At 64.8% G+C, this 14,924-nt stretch carries 13 protein-coding genes and 1 tRNA gene; 10 read left to right on the forward strand and 4 right to left on the reverse strand.

Annotation, left to right across the window (positions count from 1 at the left end; all coding sequences use genetic code 11):
* Window positions 1-930: a mycothiol transferase gene (locus JOE66_RS17670; protein WP_307827179.1), complete on the reverse strand. Its 930-nt coding sequence runs from the start codon at window positions 928-930 to the stop codon at window positions 1-3.
* Between the two features lie 165 nt (window positions 931-1,095).
* Here JOE66_RS17670 and JOE66_RS12075 point away from each other — a divergent pair, with 165 nt between their 5' ends.
* The 5 genes from JOE66_RS12075 to JOE66_RS12095 all read left to right on the forward strand — a co-directional run bounded on the left by JOE66_RS12075 (window position 1,096) and on the right by JOE66_RS12095 (window position 4,448).
* A complete protein-coding gene (locus JOE66_RS12075) occupies window positions 1,096-1,929 on the forward strand; it encodes a DUF4190 domain-containing protein (protein WP_205109773.1) in 834 nt (277 codons plus the stop codon).
* Between the two features lie 56 nt (window positions 1,930-1,985).
* A complete protein-coding gene (gene orn / locus JOE66_RS12080; RefSeq protein ID WP_205109775.1) occupies window positions 1,986-2,606 on the forward strand; it encodes an oligoribonuclease in 621 nt (206 codons plus the stop codon).
* A 41-nt stretch (window positions 2,607-2,647) separates the two neighbouring features.
* Window positions 2,648-2,723: transfer RNA gene (locus JOE66_RS12085), tRNA-His, on the forward strand.
* Window positions 2,724-2,814: 91 nt separating this feature from the next.
* On the forward strand, window positions 2,815-3,165 hold the full coding sequence (locus tag JOE66_RS12090) for a metallopeptidase family protein (protein ID WP_205109777.1): 351 nt from the start codon (window positions 2,815-2,817) through the stop codon (window positions 3,163-3,165).
* Window positions 3,166-3,200: 35 nt separating this feature from the next.
* Window positions 3,201-4,448, forward strand: coding sequence for a D-alanyl-D-alanine carboxypeptidase family protein (locus JOE66_RS12095; RefSeq protein WP_205109779.1), 1,248 nt, complete (start codon window positions 3,201-3,203; stop codon window positions 4,446-4,448).
* A gap of 18 nt (window positions 4,449-4,466) precedes the next feature.
* Here the strand turns inward: JOE66_RS12095 and JOE66_RS12100 are convergent, their stop codons facing one another.
* A complete protein-coding gene (locus JOE66_RS12100; RefSeq protein WP_205109781.1) occupies window positions 4,467-4,745 on the reverse strand; it encodes a hypothetical protein in 279 nt (92 codons plus the stop codon).
* 107 nt (window positions 4,746-4,852) lie between these two features.
* Between JOE66_RS12100 and JOE66_RS12105 the strand changes: the two genes are divergently transcribed.
* Window positions 4,853-5,239: a DUF3592 domain-containing protein gene (locus JOE66_RS12105; protein WP_205109782.1), complete on the forward strand. Its 387-nt coding sequence runs from the start codon at window positions 4,853-4,855 to the stop codon at window positions 5,237-5,239.
* A gap of 59 nt (window positions 5,240-5,298) precedes the next feature.
* Here the strand turns inward: JOE66_RS12105 and JOE66_RS12110 are convergent, their stop codons facing one another.
* On the reverse strand, window positions 5,299-5,640 hold the full coding sequence (locus tag JOE66_RS12110) for a hypothetical protein (protein ID WP_205109784.1): 342 nt from the start codon (window positions 5,638-5,640) through the stop codon (window positions 5,299-5,301).
* A 60-nt stretch (window positions 5,641-5,700) separates the two neighbouring features.
* Between JOE66_RS12110 and JOE66_RS12115 the strand changes: the two genes are divergently transcribed.
* The 4 genes from JOE66_RS12115 to treZ are packed head-to-tail and all read left to right on the forward strand — an operon-like array spanning window position 5,701 to window position 13,091.
* Complete coding sequence (locus JOE66_RS12115; protein ID WP_205109787.1) at window positions 5,701-6,627, forward strand: LLM class F420-dependent oxidoreductase; 927 nt, start codon at window positions 5,701-5,703, stop codon at window positions 6,625-6,627.
* A 35-nt stretch (window positions 6,628-6,662) separates the two neighbouring features.
* Window positions 6,663-8,864 (forward strand): glycogen debranching protein GlgX, encoded by a 2,202-nt coding sequence (gene glgX, locus JOE66_RS12120; RefSeq protein ID WP_205109789.1) that lies wholly within the window; start codon window positions 6,663-6,665, stop codon window positions 8,862-8,864.
* A 38-nt stretch (window positions 8,865-8,902) separates the two neighbouring features.
* Window positions 8,903-11,257 (forward strand): malto-oligosyltrehalose synthase, encoded by a 2,355-nt coding sequence (gene treY, locus JOE66_RS12125; RefSeq protein WP_205109791.1) that lies wholly within the window; start codon window positions 8,903-8,905, stop codon window positions 11,255-11,257.
* A gap of 7 nt (window positions 11,258-11,264) precedes the next feature.
* Window positions 11,265-13,091, forward strand: a complete 1,827-nt coding sequence (gene treZ, locus JOE66_RS12130; RefSeq protein WP_205109793.1) for a malto-oligosyltrehalose trehalohydrolase — start codon at window positions 11,265-11,267, stop codon at window positions 13,089-13,091.
* Window positions 13,092-13,223: 132 nt separating this feature from the next.
* Here the strand turns inward: treZ and JOE66_RS12135 are convergent, their stop codons facing one another.
* A complete protein-coding gene (locus JOE66_RS12135) occupies window positions 13,224-14,894 on the reverse strand; it encodes an HNH endonuclease signature motif containing protein (RefSeq protein ID WP_205109796.1) in 1,671 nt (556 codons plus the stop codon).
* Window positions 14,895-14,924: the final 30 nt, after the last annotated feature.

A 14,924-nucleotide genomic window follows, 5' to 3' on the forward strand; every position in this document is an offset into this window, starting at 1 on the left:
CTACAGATCCTGCGGCCCGAGAGACGCGCCCGAAGCAGTGCCGGCAGCTGCGCCCTTGAGTTCCACGAGAATCGTGTGCGTCGGCGTCTCGCCCGTGTTGGTGCCGGAGTGCCGTTGCGCAGGCAACCACACGGCCTTGCCACGGGGCAGGCTCACATCGGATTCGCGCCCACCCGAGGAGAGCCGCCGGTCGAACCCCGACAGAGTGATCATGACGGAATTCGGATGATCGTGGGGGCTCGTTTCGGCACCGGGAACGTCGGCGTACTCCAGCACCCGCACAAAGTCATTCTCCCAGAGCGCCCTGTAGTTGGCGGGGTCTGTCACGGTCGGGTCATCGACACCCTCGCGCGTGCGGAGAGCGACGGTTTCGAGTCGACGTCGGTACGACTCCCACCAGGCCCGGTCGCCTTCCGGAAGGTTGCTGTTGTCTGCCCGGAGCCCGGCCGAGCCGTCGATGAGTTCGCGAACGATGTCGGCGTGGCCCGCGTGGCGATGGGTCTCGGCGATCATGTGCACGAGGATCTGCTGCAGGGTGACCTTGCCTCGTTCGCCCGGCCACCAGGGTACGACCCCGGGAGCATCCAGGGGCAGGGCGGCGATGGTGGCATCGGAATTGGCCCAGACCCGGTGGTAGAGGCCGATGATGGATTCCGGCGACTCCTCGAGGGTCGCCCACATGTCGGCGTTGTCTTCGGCATCGGCCGCAATCCAGGGCAGTGGTTCGGCGAACGGACGGCCGAAGACCTCGCCGAAGTACCCCGCCTCCGTGCTCGCGGTGTGTTTCACGATGCCGAGGAGGTTCGTTCCACTCGCCACCATCGGACGCCTGACGTCGTACTCCGAGAGGCCCTCGAGCTTCCACAGCAGGGCATCCCTTCCCGTCTGGAGGTAGCGCTGGAGAACCGTCTTCGCGTTCGTATCGTCCATGACTCCAGCCTCACATCTTTGTGGCTCGAACGCGAGGGCCGCCCTGCGCCAGGAGCAGTCGGGCGGCACGGCGACCGGCGCTGGGGCAGCCGGGCATCCACTGCGGTGTAACGTCTTGACTGCAGACACGGCCCGGGGCGCGAACCCACGAACAGAGAGCATCACGTGAGCGAACCGGAATCCCCCCAGCCCGCAGCCCAATTCAATGTGCTCGCGATCGTGTCGTTCGTCTCGTCGTTCATTGCGTCGCTCGCCGGGGTCATCACAGGGCATATCGCGCTCTCGCAGATCCGGAAGACGGGCGAGCGCGGCCACGGCCTGGCGCTGGCCGGTGTGATCATCGGCTACGTGCGCATCGTGATCGACCTTGCGGCGGTGATCGTGCTCGTGGTGATCCTCGTTCTCACTCTCAGCCACGCCCAGCGTGTCTACGATCCGGGCGGATTCAATCCCCTTCTGCCGACCGCGGCAGTTCCAGTCCCGCAGGGCCCCGCAGCCGCAGACCTCACCTTCGAGGCGGGCACCAAGCTGACACCTGATTCCATCCCGCAGATCAGTGATGGTCTTCTCGGCACTGCCGGCTGGAAGGCAGGCCTGGCCAAGGGCGCCGAGGGAACATGGACCTACATCTCTGCCGACAATCTCTGTCGCACGACGTTTCACCAGGGCCCGCTCGACCCGAAGGTGACCGTGACCGCGGGCGACGACCTGGCCACCACCGAGAGTTATCTCGCACTGATCGACAAGACCACCAGTGACGATGTCACCGCCAATGCAAGCGACGATTACATCAACCAGAACGTCGTCGACGCCGACTCCGTCGTGCAGACCCGGGCGATGTCAGGAACCGACCAGTCGAACAACAGCTTCATCACCACGGCCCGCGCCTTCGCGGCCTCTGGCCAGGGCGTCTTTGTGGATGTGACCTGTCGCCCGACAGCCGATATCACATCGGTCATCACCGAAGTTCTGGACAGTTCCGCGATCCTGATCAGCTGAGTCGTAGCCGGAGTCCCCAGCCGTTGGGGTGAATCGTCACCGATAGACTCGACTCCATGAGTGCACAAACAGACCGCTTGGTCTGGATCGACTGTGAAATGACCGGCCTCGACCTCGCGATCGACGAACTGGTCGAGGTGGCGGTCGTCATCACCGACTTCGACCTGAACCTGGTCGACCCCGGCTTCACCATCGTCATCAAGCCCGACGACTCCGCCCTGTCGAACATGAACGACTTCGTGCGTAACATGCACGCCACGAGCGGCCTCGACGCGCTCATCCCGAACGGTGTCAGCTTGGCGGAGGCCGAGTACGAGGTCCTCGAGTACATCCTGAAGTTCGTGCCGAACGAGATGAAGGCCCCGATTGCGGGCAACACCATCGGCACCGACCGCATGTTCCTCGCGAAATACATGCCGCGTGTCGACGCCCACCTCCACTACCGCAGCGTCGACGTGTCATCGATCAAAGAACTCGCCCGCCGCTGGTTCCCGCCGATCTACTTCCACGCGCCCGCCAAAGACGGCGGCCACCGTGCCTTGGCCGACATTCTCGAGTCGATCCGCGAGCTCGAGTACTACCGCAAAGCCGTGTTCGTGGCCCCACCTGGCCCTGCCTCTGCCGACCTCAAAACCATTGCGGCAGACGTCGTGAACGAGTTCGCCGCAAAGCTGTAATAGACTTCTCTGGTTGCCCCGTTTGACGGGTCGACAGCCTGGTGGGTATAGCTCAGTTGGCAGAGCGCCTGGTTGTGGTCTAGGAGGCCGCGGGTTCGAGCCCCGTTACTCACCCCACCTGAAACAGAAGTAGAAGAAGAAATGGCCCGATGAACTCGGGTCATTTCTTCGTTAAGCGCTCACCTACCGCACGAAGGGCCTGCTCCGGATGATCGAGCTCGACGCCGCCGCATTCGAAGCCCTTGTGGTCGAAGAACTCGACCTGTTGCCTGACGAGATGGTCGACGGGCTCGACAACGTCATCTTCGTGGTGGAAGACCGCCCCGAAGACGGGTCTCTCGACCTGCTCGGGCTGTACGAAGGAACCTCGCTCACCGAGCGGGCAGACTACGGCTTCGGCGAGTTACCCGACCGTATCGTGCTGTTTCGGGAACCACTGCTCTCGGTGTGCGAGACCGAAGACGAGCTCCGCGACGAGATCCACACCACTCTCGTCCACGAAATCGGCCACTTCTACGGCATCGACGACGAGCGTCTGCACGAACTCGGCTGGGCCTGAGCGGAATTCTCGCGCGGGCGGGTTAGCCTGACTTCATGCCGCTCACACTCGCTCACCGCATCAGGCGCGGAGTGTTTGTGGGTCTCGGTGCGATCATCATCCTCGCGGTCGGTATCTACGGACCGGCAACTCTCGTGGGCCCCCTGCCGGCCGCAACGGCAACCGTTCTGAGCCCCGCCCCGCCTGCGGTCGCCTCGTCGCCTCCCACGCTCCCCCAGACGGGAGCGAGCGGAATCTCCGTCGGAGACAATTCGACCGTTCTGGCGACAGCGGGCCAGACCGACGCCGTTCCGCTCGGCGGCACAGCGAAAGTCATCCTGGCTCTCGTGGTGCTCGATGCCAAACCCGTCGACGCCGGCACAGCGGGCCCGTCGATCGTGGTGACGGCAGAAGACTATGCCGGCTACGTCGACTACATCGCGAACAGCGCCCGGGCCGTCTCGTTCATCACCGGCGAATCCTGGACCGAGCGCGAATTCCTCCAGGCCATCCTGCTCGGTTCTAGCAACAATCACAGCGATGCGCTGGCCAGATGGGCCTTCGGCTCCGTCGACGGGTATCTGACGGCCGCGAAATCCTGGCTCGCCAGGAACGGGCTCCCCAGCACCACAGTGGTCGATGCGACCGGGCTCTCGGGCGACTCGGTGGGCACAGCATCCGATCTCACCCGGGTGACACAGCTCGCCTTCGAGAACCCCCTCGTCGCCGAGATCATGGCAGAGCCCACCGTCACGGTGAACAAGAACCGCGTCGTGAACAACCTCGCAACCTACCTGCCGGAGCAGGGCGTCACGGGGCTGTCTCTCAGCTACACCGACCAAGCGGGGCTGTGTTTTCTCTTCAGCGCAACCGTGACAGTCGCCGGCAGCACGGTGCCGATCTACGGGGCGCTGCTTCGCGAGCCCGACTATGACACGCTTCACCAGGACATGGTCGCCCTGGTGGCGAGCGCACCTCTCACCCTGAAGCCCAGCCCCGTCGTGACCGCGGGTGACGCGTTCGTGCGCTACGACACGGCCTGGGGCCAGTCGGCGCAGGGCGTGGCACTCGCTGGCGACGACCGGATGCTCTGGGCACCCGCCACGACAGCTCCCGTCGTCTCAGCCGCCCAGGTCACCACCGCACTCGGGGGAACCAGTGCAGGCAGCGTCGCCTTCGACCTGCCCGGCGGGCCGCTGACCGTACCGCTGAAGTTGAGTGCGACGATCACCGACCCCGGGCCGCTCTGGCGGTTGACGCACCCGGTGCCGGTCATCCAGGCCTTCCTGGATTCGCGACACTGATCGCGCTGGAGTGCCGGATCAGACCAGTGCTTCACCCAGGTCGGAGTCGTCGCCGCTCACGTACGGATCGCTGTCTGCGGCATCGAACGAGTAGCTGACGTGCAGTTCACCGTTGAGGGTTCGCTCTGAAACCACCGTGTACTCGAAGTTCGATTCGATGCCGTCGACGAGGGCGATCACACCGAAGGTCTTGTCGTGCTTGCCACCGACGAAGACCCGCTTGTCGAACTGGCCCTTGAGGGGGCCGTCGACATATTCGACGGTGTACGACGTGGGGGTTGATGCTGAATCTGTCATACCCCCACCGTAGCGCTGTTGCGCGCCCAGCCAGCGGCGAGCTCACAACCGTTTCGCGGGGTGGGTCACATCCTCTATCCTGTGGCATCCCCTATTCTGAAGGAACGATGCCCCTCCTCCTTCTCGCCGCTGCCGTTCTGGTGGCTGTGCTCTTTCTCGCCGTGTTCGCGCACCGCAGAATGACCGAGAGCTGGCTCTCCCGGAACGGCACGCGCACCCGGGGCCAGGCCGTCACGGTGGCGCCTCCGCTCTCAACGGGGCTTCTCTCCCGGCTGACCTCGACGGTGACGATCATCTCGTTCACCGCCAGTGACGGCATCGCGCGAAGCCTCATCCCCCGCTCAGGCGGCGTCACGTTCAAGCTCGCGCAGGCCAGTGGCGCCGTAACCGTGCTGTACGACGCGGCGAAGCCCACCAGCGACGACCGGATGCGCGTGGGTTTCGGCCCCGCTCCGACCACCTGGCACCGCGTCAGGCTGCGCCAGGCTGCCTGACGCGCCCGGGCATGACCTGCCCCCGAGCGAGCCCGGCCTGTGCCGTCTTCAGCGGCGCCTTACTTCTTCAGTGACTTGATCACTCGCGACATGGCATGGCCCCACACCCACATGGCCGGTATCGAGACCGCGATCAGCGACACCAGGTTCGGCTGGAACCAGGCACCCTTGCTCGTCTTGACGTACGCGCCGATCGGGATGCTCGCTCCCCCGCCGCCCCCGCCGGCCATCGGGCCGCCGAGCGCGCCCTCAGAACCACCGTTGTCGCCCCCACCGAAGCCGTACCACGCCAGGGCGACCGGGATGATGGTGACCCCTTCGAGGTCCACCGGGTCACCGTAGATCGATTTGACCCCGGCGGACCTAAACGATTCTGAGAGCTGCACAGCGAGACTAGTCATGACTCGGCGCTACTCTTCAACCCCACCCGGCGATAGTGAGAAGTGTGTGAGGGTTAAGGTATGCAGCTGCGTATCTTCACAGAGCCTCAAGACGGTGCGAGTTACGACGATCTCCTCGCGGTGGCCCAGGCCACCGAACGACTGGGCTTCGACGCGTTCTTCCGTTCTGACCACTATCTCGCCATGAATGGCGACGGTCTTCCCGGCCCGAGCGACGCGTGGACCTCGCTCGCAGGGCTCGCCAGGGAGACGAGCACGATCAAGCTCGGTACTCTCGTGTCGTCCGTCACCTACCGGCACCCCGGCATCCTCGCCATCCAGGTGGCCCAGGTCGACCAGATGTCGGGTGGGCGTGCTGAGCTCGGCCTCGGCACCGGGTGGTTCGCCGCGGAACACGCCGCGTACGGCATCCCCTTCCCGGCGAAGCGTTTCGGCCTGCTCGAAGAACAGCTCGAAATCGTGACCGGGCTGTGGTCAACCCCGCTCGGCGACAGGTATTCGTTCGAGGGCGAGCACTACCAGCTGGTCGACTCGCCTGCCCTTCCCAAGCCCGTGCAGAGCCCGGTTCCGGTCATCGTGGGCGGATCAGGGGCCAAACGCACCCCGGTCCTCGCCGCGCGCTTCGCCACCGAGTTCAACATTCCGTTCGCCGAATTAGACTCCATCGCAGCCCAGTTCGGGCGCGTCCGCGCGGCGTGCGAGGCCATCGGGCGCAACCCCGACAGCCTGGTCTATTCGGCGGCTCTCGTCGTGGCCGTGGGTTCTGACGAGCGGGAGTTCGCCCGCCGTGCGGCCGCAATCGGCCGCGAGCCCGAAGAACTTCGTCGGCACGGAATCGCGGGTACAGCATCCGAAGCCATCGATCGCATCGGCGCCCTCCGGGAGTCTGGCGTCGAGCGGCTCTACCTGCAGGTGCTCGACCTGGGCGACCTGGAACACCTCGACTTCATCGCGGCAGACATCGCGCCGCACCTCACCTCGCACTGACCACGCGTGCCCGCACGACAACAGGAGAATTCTTTATGGACAGCTGGCCCGGATCCGCGTACCCGCTCGGAGCGACCTTCGACGGCAGCGGCACGAACTTCGCCATCTTCAGCGAGGGGGCAGAGAAGGTCGAACTCTGCCTCTTCGGCGAGAAGGGGGCAGAGACGCGCGTTCTCTTGAACGAGGTCGACGCCTTCGTCTGGCACTGCTACCTGCCGCAGGTGCAGCCGGGCCAGCGCTACGGGTACCGCGTATACGGGCCGTACGACCCGGCGAACGGCCTTCGGTTCAACCCGCACAAGCTGCTGCTCGACCCCTATGCCAAGGCGACGAGCGGCACGATCGACTGGGACCAGTCGCTCTTCTCGTACAACTTCGGCGACCCCGACTCGCAGAACGACCTCGACTCGGCCAAGCACATGATGTATGGCGTGGTCATCAATCCGTTCTTCGACTGGTCGGGTGATCGCACCCTCAAGGTCCCCTACAACGAGACCATCATCTACGAAGCGCACGTCAAGGGCCTCACCGAGCTGAACAGCGCGGTTCCCAAGGACCAGAGGGGCACCTATGCAGGCATCGCCCACCCGGCGACCATCGAGCACCTGCAGCGACTCGGGATCACCGCGATCGAGCTGATGCCCGTACACCAGTTCGTGCAGGACAGCACCCTGCTCGACAAGGGCCTGCACAACTACTGGGGCTACAACACCATCGGGTTCTTCGCACCGCACAGTGCCTACTCCTCTGCCGGCGAGCGCGGCCAGCAGGTTCAGGAGTTCAAGGGCATGGTGAAAGCGCTGCACGCCGCCAACATCGAAGTCATTCTCGACGTGGTGTACAACCACACCGCTGAAGGAAACCACCTCGGGCCGACGATCTCGTTCAGGGGAATCGACAACGAGGCGTACTACCGGGTCATGGATGACGACAAGCGGTACTACATGGACTACACCGGCACTGGCAACACGCTGAACGTGCGTCACCCGCATTCCCTGCAGCTCATCATGGACTCGTTGCGGTATTGGGTGACCGAGATGCACGTCGACGGGTTCCGCTTTGACCTGGCCTCGACCCTGGCACGCGAATTCTACGATGTCGATCGGCTCTCGAGCTTCTTCGAGCTCGTACAGCAGGATCCGGTTGTCTCACAGGTCAAGCTGATCGCCGAGCCCTGGGATGTCGGCCCAGGCGGCTACCAGGTGGGGAACTTCCCCCCACAGTGGTCGGAGTGGAACGGCAAGTATCGCGATACCGTTCGTGACTTCTGGCGCGGTGAACCGTCGTCGCTCGGTGAATTCGCCTCGCGATTCACAGGTTCGAGCGATCTCTACGAGCACTCAGGCCGCCGGCCCGTCGCCTCGATCAACTTCGTCACCGCGCACGACGGCTTCACGCTGGCCGACCTGGTGTCGTACAACGAGAAGCACAATGACGCCAACGGCGAAGACGGAAACGACGGCGAGTCGGAGAACCGCAGCTGGAACAGCGGTGTCGAAGGGCCGACCGACGACCCGGGCATCCGGGCCCTGCGTGCACGCCAGCAGCGCAACTTTCTCGCGACCCTGCTGCTGTCACAGGGTGTACCCATGGTGCTGCACGGCGACGAGCTCGGCCGCACCCAGAACGGCAACAACAACACCTACGCGCAAGACAATGAACTCTCGTGGGTGCACTGGAAACGGGCGGATGAACCGCTCACCGAATTCGTCTCTGCCGTCGTGCGGCTGCGAAAGGAGCATCCGACGTTCAGGCGCTCGAGATTCTTCGACGGCCGGCCCGTGCGTCGAGGTCGGGGCGAGCCCCTGCCCGACATCGTGTGGCTGAACACGGGTGCGGGCGAGATGGAGCCGGAGGAGTGGGACACACCACTCAGTCGCTCGGTCGGCGTCTTTCTGAACGGACAGGGAATCCGAGGGCGCGACTACCGCGGCGCCCGGGTCACCGATGTGAATTTCCTCGTGTACTTCAACGCCGACGACGTCGAGGTCCCGTTCACCCTGCCGAGCGTCGAGTATGCGACGGCGTGGGACGTGGTGATCGACACCGCGGGCCAGGCCACCAACGAAGACCCGAGTGTTCCAGGCGACGTGCTCACCGTGCATCCGAAGTCGATGATGGTGCTTCGTGCCCACCGTCACGAGACGGCCGACCCCGACCACTCTGTTGCCGCGTCGCTGAGCTCGATGACCGGCGCCGTTCCCATCATTTCGGCCAACCGGGCGTCAACCAGCTAGTCCCCCCCTCCACCCCCGACAGAATCGAGCCGACCACCGTGCGCGTCCCCCAGTCGACCTATCGTCTGCAGATCACTCCGAACTTCACGCTCTCCGACGCGGCGGAGGTGACCGCGTATCTCCACGATCTGGGGGCGAGCTGGATCTATCTCTCCCCGCTGTTGAAGGCGGAGAAGGGCTCCGACCACGGCTACGACGTGATCGATCACTCGCAGGTCGACCCCGACCGCGGCGGAGCTGAGGGACTCGACCGTGCCGTCGCAGCCGCACGCAACGCGGGCCTCGGTGTGTTGATCGATATCGTGCCGAACCACGTGGGGGTGAACACCCCACACACGAGTGCGTGGTGGTGGGACCTGCTCACGCACGGGCGTGATTCGCGCTACGCCGACGCATTCGACGTCGACTGGGAGTTCGGGCACGGCAAGGTGCGGCTCCCGGTTCTCGGCGATGACCCGCTCGAGAGCCTCTCCGCAGACGACTTCCGTATCGTCGGTGACCAGCTTCATTTCTACGACAACCGGTTTCCGTTGAAACCGGGCTCTGCCGACGACGGCGCAGACGCAGTGACCGTCCACTCGCGCCAGAACTACGAGCTCGTGAACTGGCACCGGGCCGACTATGACCTCAACTACCGGCGGTTCTTCGCGGTGAACACGCTGGCCGGAATCCGGGTCGAGAACGCCTCCGTCTTCGACGAATCGCACGCCGAGATCGGGCGGTGGTTCAAGGAAGGGCTGGCCGACGGGCTGCGGGTCGATCATCCTGACGGCCTGAAGGACCCCCGCGGCTACCTCGATCGCCTGGCCGAACTCACGGGCGGCAGCTACGTGCTGGTCGAGAAGATCCTCGAGGGCCGCGAGAAGATGCCGGCAGACTGGGCGACGGCGGGCACTACCGGGTACGACGCCCTCGCCGATTTCGATCGGGTTCTGGTCGACGCTGCAGGGCAGGCGACTCTGGATGCCCTCGACCTGCGCCTCGCGACCGAATCCCGCCCCGCTCCCACGTCGTTCACCGCCCTCATCCACGACACCAAACGCGGCATCGCCGACGGTATTCTGCGCTCAGAGGTGCTCCGGATCGTTCGCGACCTCGATGTACCGTCGTGGCCCCGCCCGCTCGAGACCGACGCGCTCGAAGCTGACGCAGTCGCAGACGCCATCGCTGAGCTGCTCGCCTGCTTCCCGGTATACCGCTCGTACCTGCCCTTCGGAATCGAGGCGCTCGGAGAGGCTGTTGACCTCGCTGGCCAGCACCGCCCCGACCTCAGCTCGACCATCGACGCCGTAGTGCCTGCGCTGTCTGACCCCGCGAACGTCGCCGCCCAGCGCTTTCAGCAGACCTCTGGCATGGTCATGGCCAAGGGCGTCGAAGACACCGCGTTCTATCGGTTCAACCGCCTGACCTCGCTCAACGAGGTCGGCGCCGACCCGGGTGAATTCGCCATCCCTGTGGCCGAATTCCACCACCGCCAGGAAACGCGCCACACCGACTACGCCACAGCAATGACCACGCTGTCGACCCATGACACCAAGCGGGGCGAAGACACGCGGGCGCGCATCAGCGTGATCTCCGAGCTGGCGGAGGAGTGGGCATCCACTCTTCAGCAAGTGCGAGTGCTCGCACCACTCGGTGACGGCCAGCTCGAGAACCTGCTGTGGCAGGCCATCGTCGGCTCGGCACCAGCGTCGCGCGAACGGCTGCACGCCTATGCCGAGAAGGCCGCTCGGGAGGCCGGCGACTCGACGAACTGGCTGTCACCAGACCACGATTTCGAGGCGCGCATGCATCGTGTGGTCGACAGCGCCTTCGATTCTCACGAAGTGCGTCGTGTTCTCTCGGGTTTTCTCGAGCAGGTACGGATGCCCGGCTGGTCGAACTCGTTGTCGCTGAAGTTGCTGCAGCTCACCGCCCCGGGCTCGCCCGACGTCTACCAGGGCAGCGAGCTGTGGGAGACGTCACTCGTCGACCCCGACAACAGGCGGGCGGTCGACTACGGCGAGCGCCGCAGCATCCTGGCCCGGCTCGATGCGGGCGATCTGCCGCCCCTCGACGAAACGGGAGCGGCCAAGCTTCTCGTGGTCTCGCGGGCACTTCGCCTGAAGCGCGACCGGCCCGGGCTGTTCACCGGGTACCAGCCGCTGGTCGCTGAAGGCGCGGCGGCCAGTCACGCCATCGCGTTCGACCGGGGTGGGGCAATCACCGTTGCGACGCGGCTGCCCGTCGGGCTTGCGCGGGCCGGCGGCTGGGGCGAGACGACCCTCACCACCGACTACCGGGCGACGGTCGACGTGATCACTGGTCGGCACTTCGCTTCGGCAACACTCCCGCTCACCGAGCTGCTCTCCCGCTACCCCGTGGCACTGCTGGTGCCCGAAGAAGAGGCGTAACCAGACCATGGCACTCCAGAAATTCGATGTGTGGGCTCCTCGAGCAGACGGCGTGACCCTCACCGTTCGCCAGCCCGGCTCTGCCGAGCCAAAGCGCATCACCATGTCGCCACGAGCAGACGGGTGGTTCGCGGTGCCCGCTAACGTCGTGGCCGATCTCGAGACCGCAGGCGACATCGACTACGGGTACACGTTCTCGGGCGTGGGCGACGCCGATCTCGTCATCCCCGACCCCCGGTCGAGGCGCCAACCCGACGGCGTTCACGGTCTCTCCCGCACCTTCGACCCCACGCAATTCGAATGGACAGATTCCTCGTGGAAGGGCCGCCAGCTCGCGGGCGGCGAGATCTACGAGCTGCACATCGGCACCTTCACTCCCGAGGGTACCCTCGACGCTGCGATCGCCAAGCTCGACCACCTGGTCTCCATCGGCGTCGACTTTGTCGAACTCCTGCCCGTCAACGGCTTCAACGGCACCCACAACTGGGGTTACGACGGCGTGCTCTGGTTCACCGTTCACGAGGGGTACGGCGGGCCAGCGGCGTACCAACGATTCGTCGATGCCTGTCACGCGAAAGGTCTGGCGGTCATCCAGGACGTCGTGTACAACCATCTCGGCCCCAGCGGCAACTACCTCCCGATGTTCGGCCCATACATCAACGACCAGAGCTCGAACACCTGGGGATCGTCGATAAACCTCGACGGCGAGGGCTCCGAGGAGGTACGGCGATTCATCGTCGACAACGCGCTGATGTGGCTGAATGATTATCACGTCGACGGCCTGCGTCTCGACGCCGTGCACGCCCTGCACGACGAGAGTGAACCGCACCTCCTCGCCCAGATGTCTACCGAAGTCGATACTCTGTCGTCGTTTCTCGGCCGGCCTCTGACGCTCATCGCCGAATCCGACCTCAACGATCCGATCATGTTCACGCCGCGCGAGAGTCGCGGCTACGGACTCTCTGCCCAGTGGAGTGACGACTTCCATCACGCCCTGCACGTGGCGCTCACCGGCGAGGTCTCGGGGTACTACGCCGACTTCGAACCACTCTCTGCGCTCGGCAAGGTCATGACCGAGGGCTTCTTCCACAACGGAACGTGGTCGAGTTTTCGCGAGCAGATTCACGGCAAGCCAATCGACACCGAGCACACCCTCTCGTGGAGGCTCGTCGTCGCCAACCAGAATCACGACCAGATCGGCAATCGGGCCACCGGTGACCGGCTGAGCGCGTCGCTGACGGATGGCCAGCTCGCCATCGCCGCCGTACTCACGATGCTCGGCCCGTTCACCCCCATGCTCTTCATGGGAGAGGAATGGGCAGCATCCACACCCTGGCAGTTCTTCACCTCGCACCCCGAGCCCGAACTCGGCGAGGCCACCGCCAAGGGGCGTATCGCCGAATTCGCCAAGATGGGCTGGGACGAGTCGGCAGTACCCGACCCGCAGGACCCCGAGACTTTCGAGCGCTCCAAGCTCGACTGGGCGGAGCGCGCTGAAGGTCGCCATGCCCGCGTGCTGCGCCTCTACCAGGAGCTCGCACGACTGCGGCGCAGCCTTCCGGAGTTCACCGACCCCCGTTTCACAGAGATCTCCGTGCGGTTGGACGAGGATGCAGACTGGTTCGAGATCACTCGCGGCCGTGTCAGCATCATCGTGAACTTCTCAGACGTGCCGATTGCGTTCGATGCTGTTGGGATCGGAGCAGGCGAACCGGCCGGCACTATATTGCTGAACACCTCCGACGCCTTGGAAGGCACGGAGTTCAGTGGGGCTCCAGTCACGGCCGACGCGACGATCGCGCCTCACTCGGCAACGATCATCCTGCGCCCATGAAGATTCCCCGTTCGGAAGGATTCCGCATTCAGAAGGATTCCGCATTCAGAATGGTTCCGCGTTCCTGAACGCTCGGCGGAGCTGAACGCTCGGCGCCATCGCCGCCGCGCACCTCAGTAAGCACTCTCCACATCAGAATGGTGGCGGCTCGATCCCCGCGTCGACGACTGGCACGGCGCCACTACACGGGTCGATCATGGGGTCGGCTCCACGTGATTCGGGTGTCGTGACGTACTCACGGCCGAGCGGTGAAGTCCACCTCAGCGCTCGGTCAGTTTCGTGCCGCACGGCCCACTTCGTCTCGTGTTTGAGATGGTGATGCTTCGGGCAGAGGTGTGCCAGGTTCGAATGGCTCGTTTGCCCACCGCTCGCCCAATCCACCGTGTGGTCCAGTTCGCACCGTCGCGCGGCCCGCGAGCAACCTGGGAATCGGCACGTCTGATCGTCGATCTCCAGAGCGGTTCGAAGGTCTGCGAGAGGTCTGTACCGTTGTCGCCCGACGGAGAGCGTCGCCCCGGTCTCGGGATGCGTCAGGATCCGGATGAAACTCGGCGCGTGGCGAGCCAGCTCTCTCGCGGTTTCGGCGTCGATCGGACCATACCCCTCGAGTTCTCCCGGCTCTTCCGTGTGACCGAGCAGAGTCATCACAGGAACCGTGACGATCACCGTCGGTCGAACGCCCCTGCCCACGAGCCGTGCCGAGGGGCGGGGTTGTCGGTCAGTAGCTCTCGGGCCGAACCTCCCCGTAGAGCGCTCGTCTTCGCTTTCGGCATGCGGGACAGCATGAGCCGCGGGGCCGGTGCATGATTCCCAGCCGAATTCGCTAAGAGGGTTGCATTCGCCAAGAACGTCGGTGCCGCCATGAATGTCGGAGTCGCCAAGAATCAGGTCGACCAGCACATCGGAGCGAAGCTGGGCTACCGTGCGCGTCTCGTCAGCTTTCACGAGACCTCGCGCGAGATTGTCGACCGTGTCATCGATCTGCAACGCAACGGCGGCCGGAAGGAAGTGCGACAGCCAGGCCATTCCGTCGCGTGCCGGCTCGAAACGCAGACAGCGATCGGATGCCGCCTTCTCGCGCCGAGCCACCATCGACTCGGGGTGGAGACGCTCTCGCAGCTTGAGCGCGTGCTGGGTGAACCGGGACGCCGGAGATGTCACCGCGGAGCGCAGGGCTGCACCTTCGAATCGGAGGCGCGCCTCCCGCGGCAATGACAAGGCGTTGTCGACCATCACCTGCGCGTGACGATAACTGAGGCGCCCCTCTGCGAGGGCGTTCAGGGTCGAAGGCAACTGGTCGGCGAGGGTCTCACTCTCGGTGAGCAACCTCTGCACGCTAGCCTCGGGCTGGCGGAGGGCACACCCCAATTCGGCGACAAGCGAACGACGCGCCAGCTGTTCTCGATCCTGCCGAGAACCTGTCTCAAGCGCGGACGGCGTCAGCACGATCTCTTCGGCCGCGACCGCGAGTTCACGTGCCGATTCGACCAGCCTCGCCCGGCGTGCCATACACCGCGCGATCTCGGCCTCGACCTCGACGACCAGGTCGACAGCGTGGCTCACGCCGTCACGAAGCTGCGCATAGTTCGATCGCCCGGTACCCCTGTCGCCGCTCGGGCGTTCAGAACTGTCGGATCTGTGAGCGTGGCCGGCCTCAGCGTCAAACCCAGGCAACGGCACCGGACGAGCGAGCGAGGCGAACAGCTCATCGTCACGCGCCATGCCCGAGTACAGCTCGACCAGCAACGCCTCTGCGGCGTCACGGTGCGAGTCTGTTTCGATGGCGTTCGAATCAATGAGCATATGTCAATACTACACCATCGAACAGATGTA

Source organism: Subtercola frigoramans (assembly GCF_016907385.1).
GTDB lineage: Bacteria > Actinomycetota > Actinomycetes > Actinomycetales > Microbacteriaceae > Subtercola > Subtercola frigoramans.

Coding starts and splice junctions, on each gene's coding strand:
- JOE66_RS12135 (WP_205109796.1), bottom strand. CDS start 14,894: ATGCTCATTGATTCGAACGCCATCGAAACAGACTCGCACCGTGACGCC.
- JOE66_RS12090 (WP_205109777.1), top strand. CDS start 2,815: ATGATCGAGCTCGACGCCGCCGCATTCGAAGCCCTTGTGGTCGAAGAA.
- orn (WP_205109775.1), top strand. CDS start 1,986: ATGAGTGCACAAACAGACCGCTTGGTCTGGATCGACTGTGAAATGACC.
- JOE66_RS12100 (WP_205109781.1), bottom strand. CDS start 4,745: ATGACAGATTCAGCATCAACCCCCACGTCGTACACCGTCGAATATGTC.
- glgX (WP_205109789.1), top strand. CDS start 6,663: ATGGACAGCTGGCCCGGATCCGCGTACCCGCTCGGAGCGACCTTCGAC.
- JOE66_RS17670 (WP_307827179.1), bottom strand. CDS start 930: ATGGACGATACGAACGCGAAGACGGTTCTCCAGCGCTACCTCCAGACG.
- treZ (WP_205109793.1), top strand. CDS start 11,265: ATGGCACTCCAGAAATTCGATGTGTGGGCTCCTCGAGCAGACGGCGTG.
- JOE66_RS12115 (WP_205109787.1), top strand. CDS start 5,701: ATGCAGCTGCGTATCTTCACAGAGCCTCAAGACGGTGCGAGTTACGAC.
- JOE66_RS12105 (WP_205109782.1), top strand. CDS start 4,853: ATGCCCCTCCTCCTTCTCGCCGCTGCCGTTCTGGTGGCTGTGCTCTTT.
- JOE66_RS12110 (WP_205109784.1), bottom strand. CDS start 5,640: ATGACTAGTCTCGCTGTGCAGCTCTCAGAATCGTTTAGGTCCGCCGGG.
- JOE66_RS12095 (WP_205109779.1), top strand. CDS start 3,201: ATGCCGCTCACACTCGCTCACCGCATCAGGCGCGGAGTGTTTGTGGGT.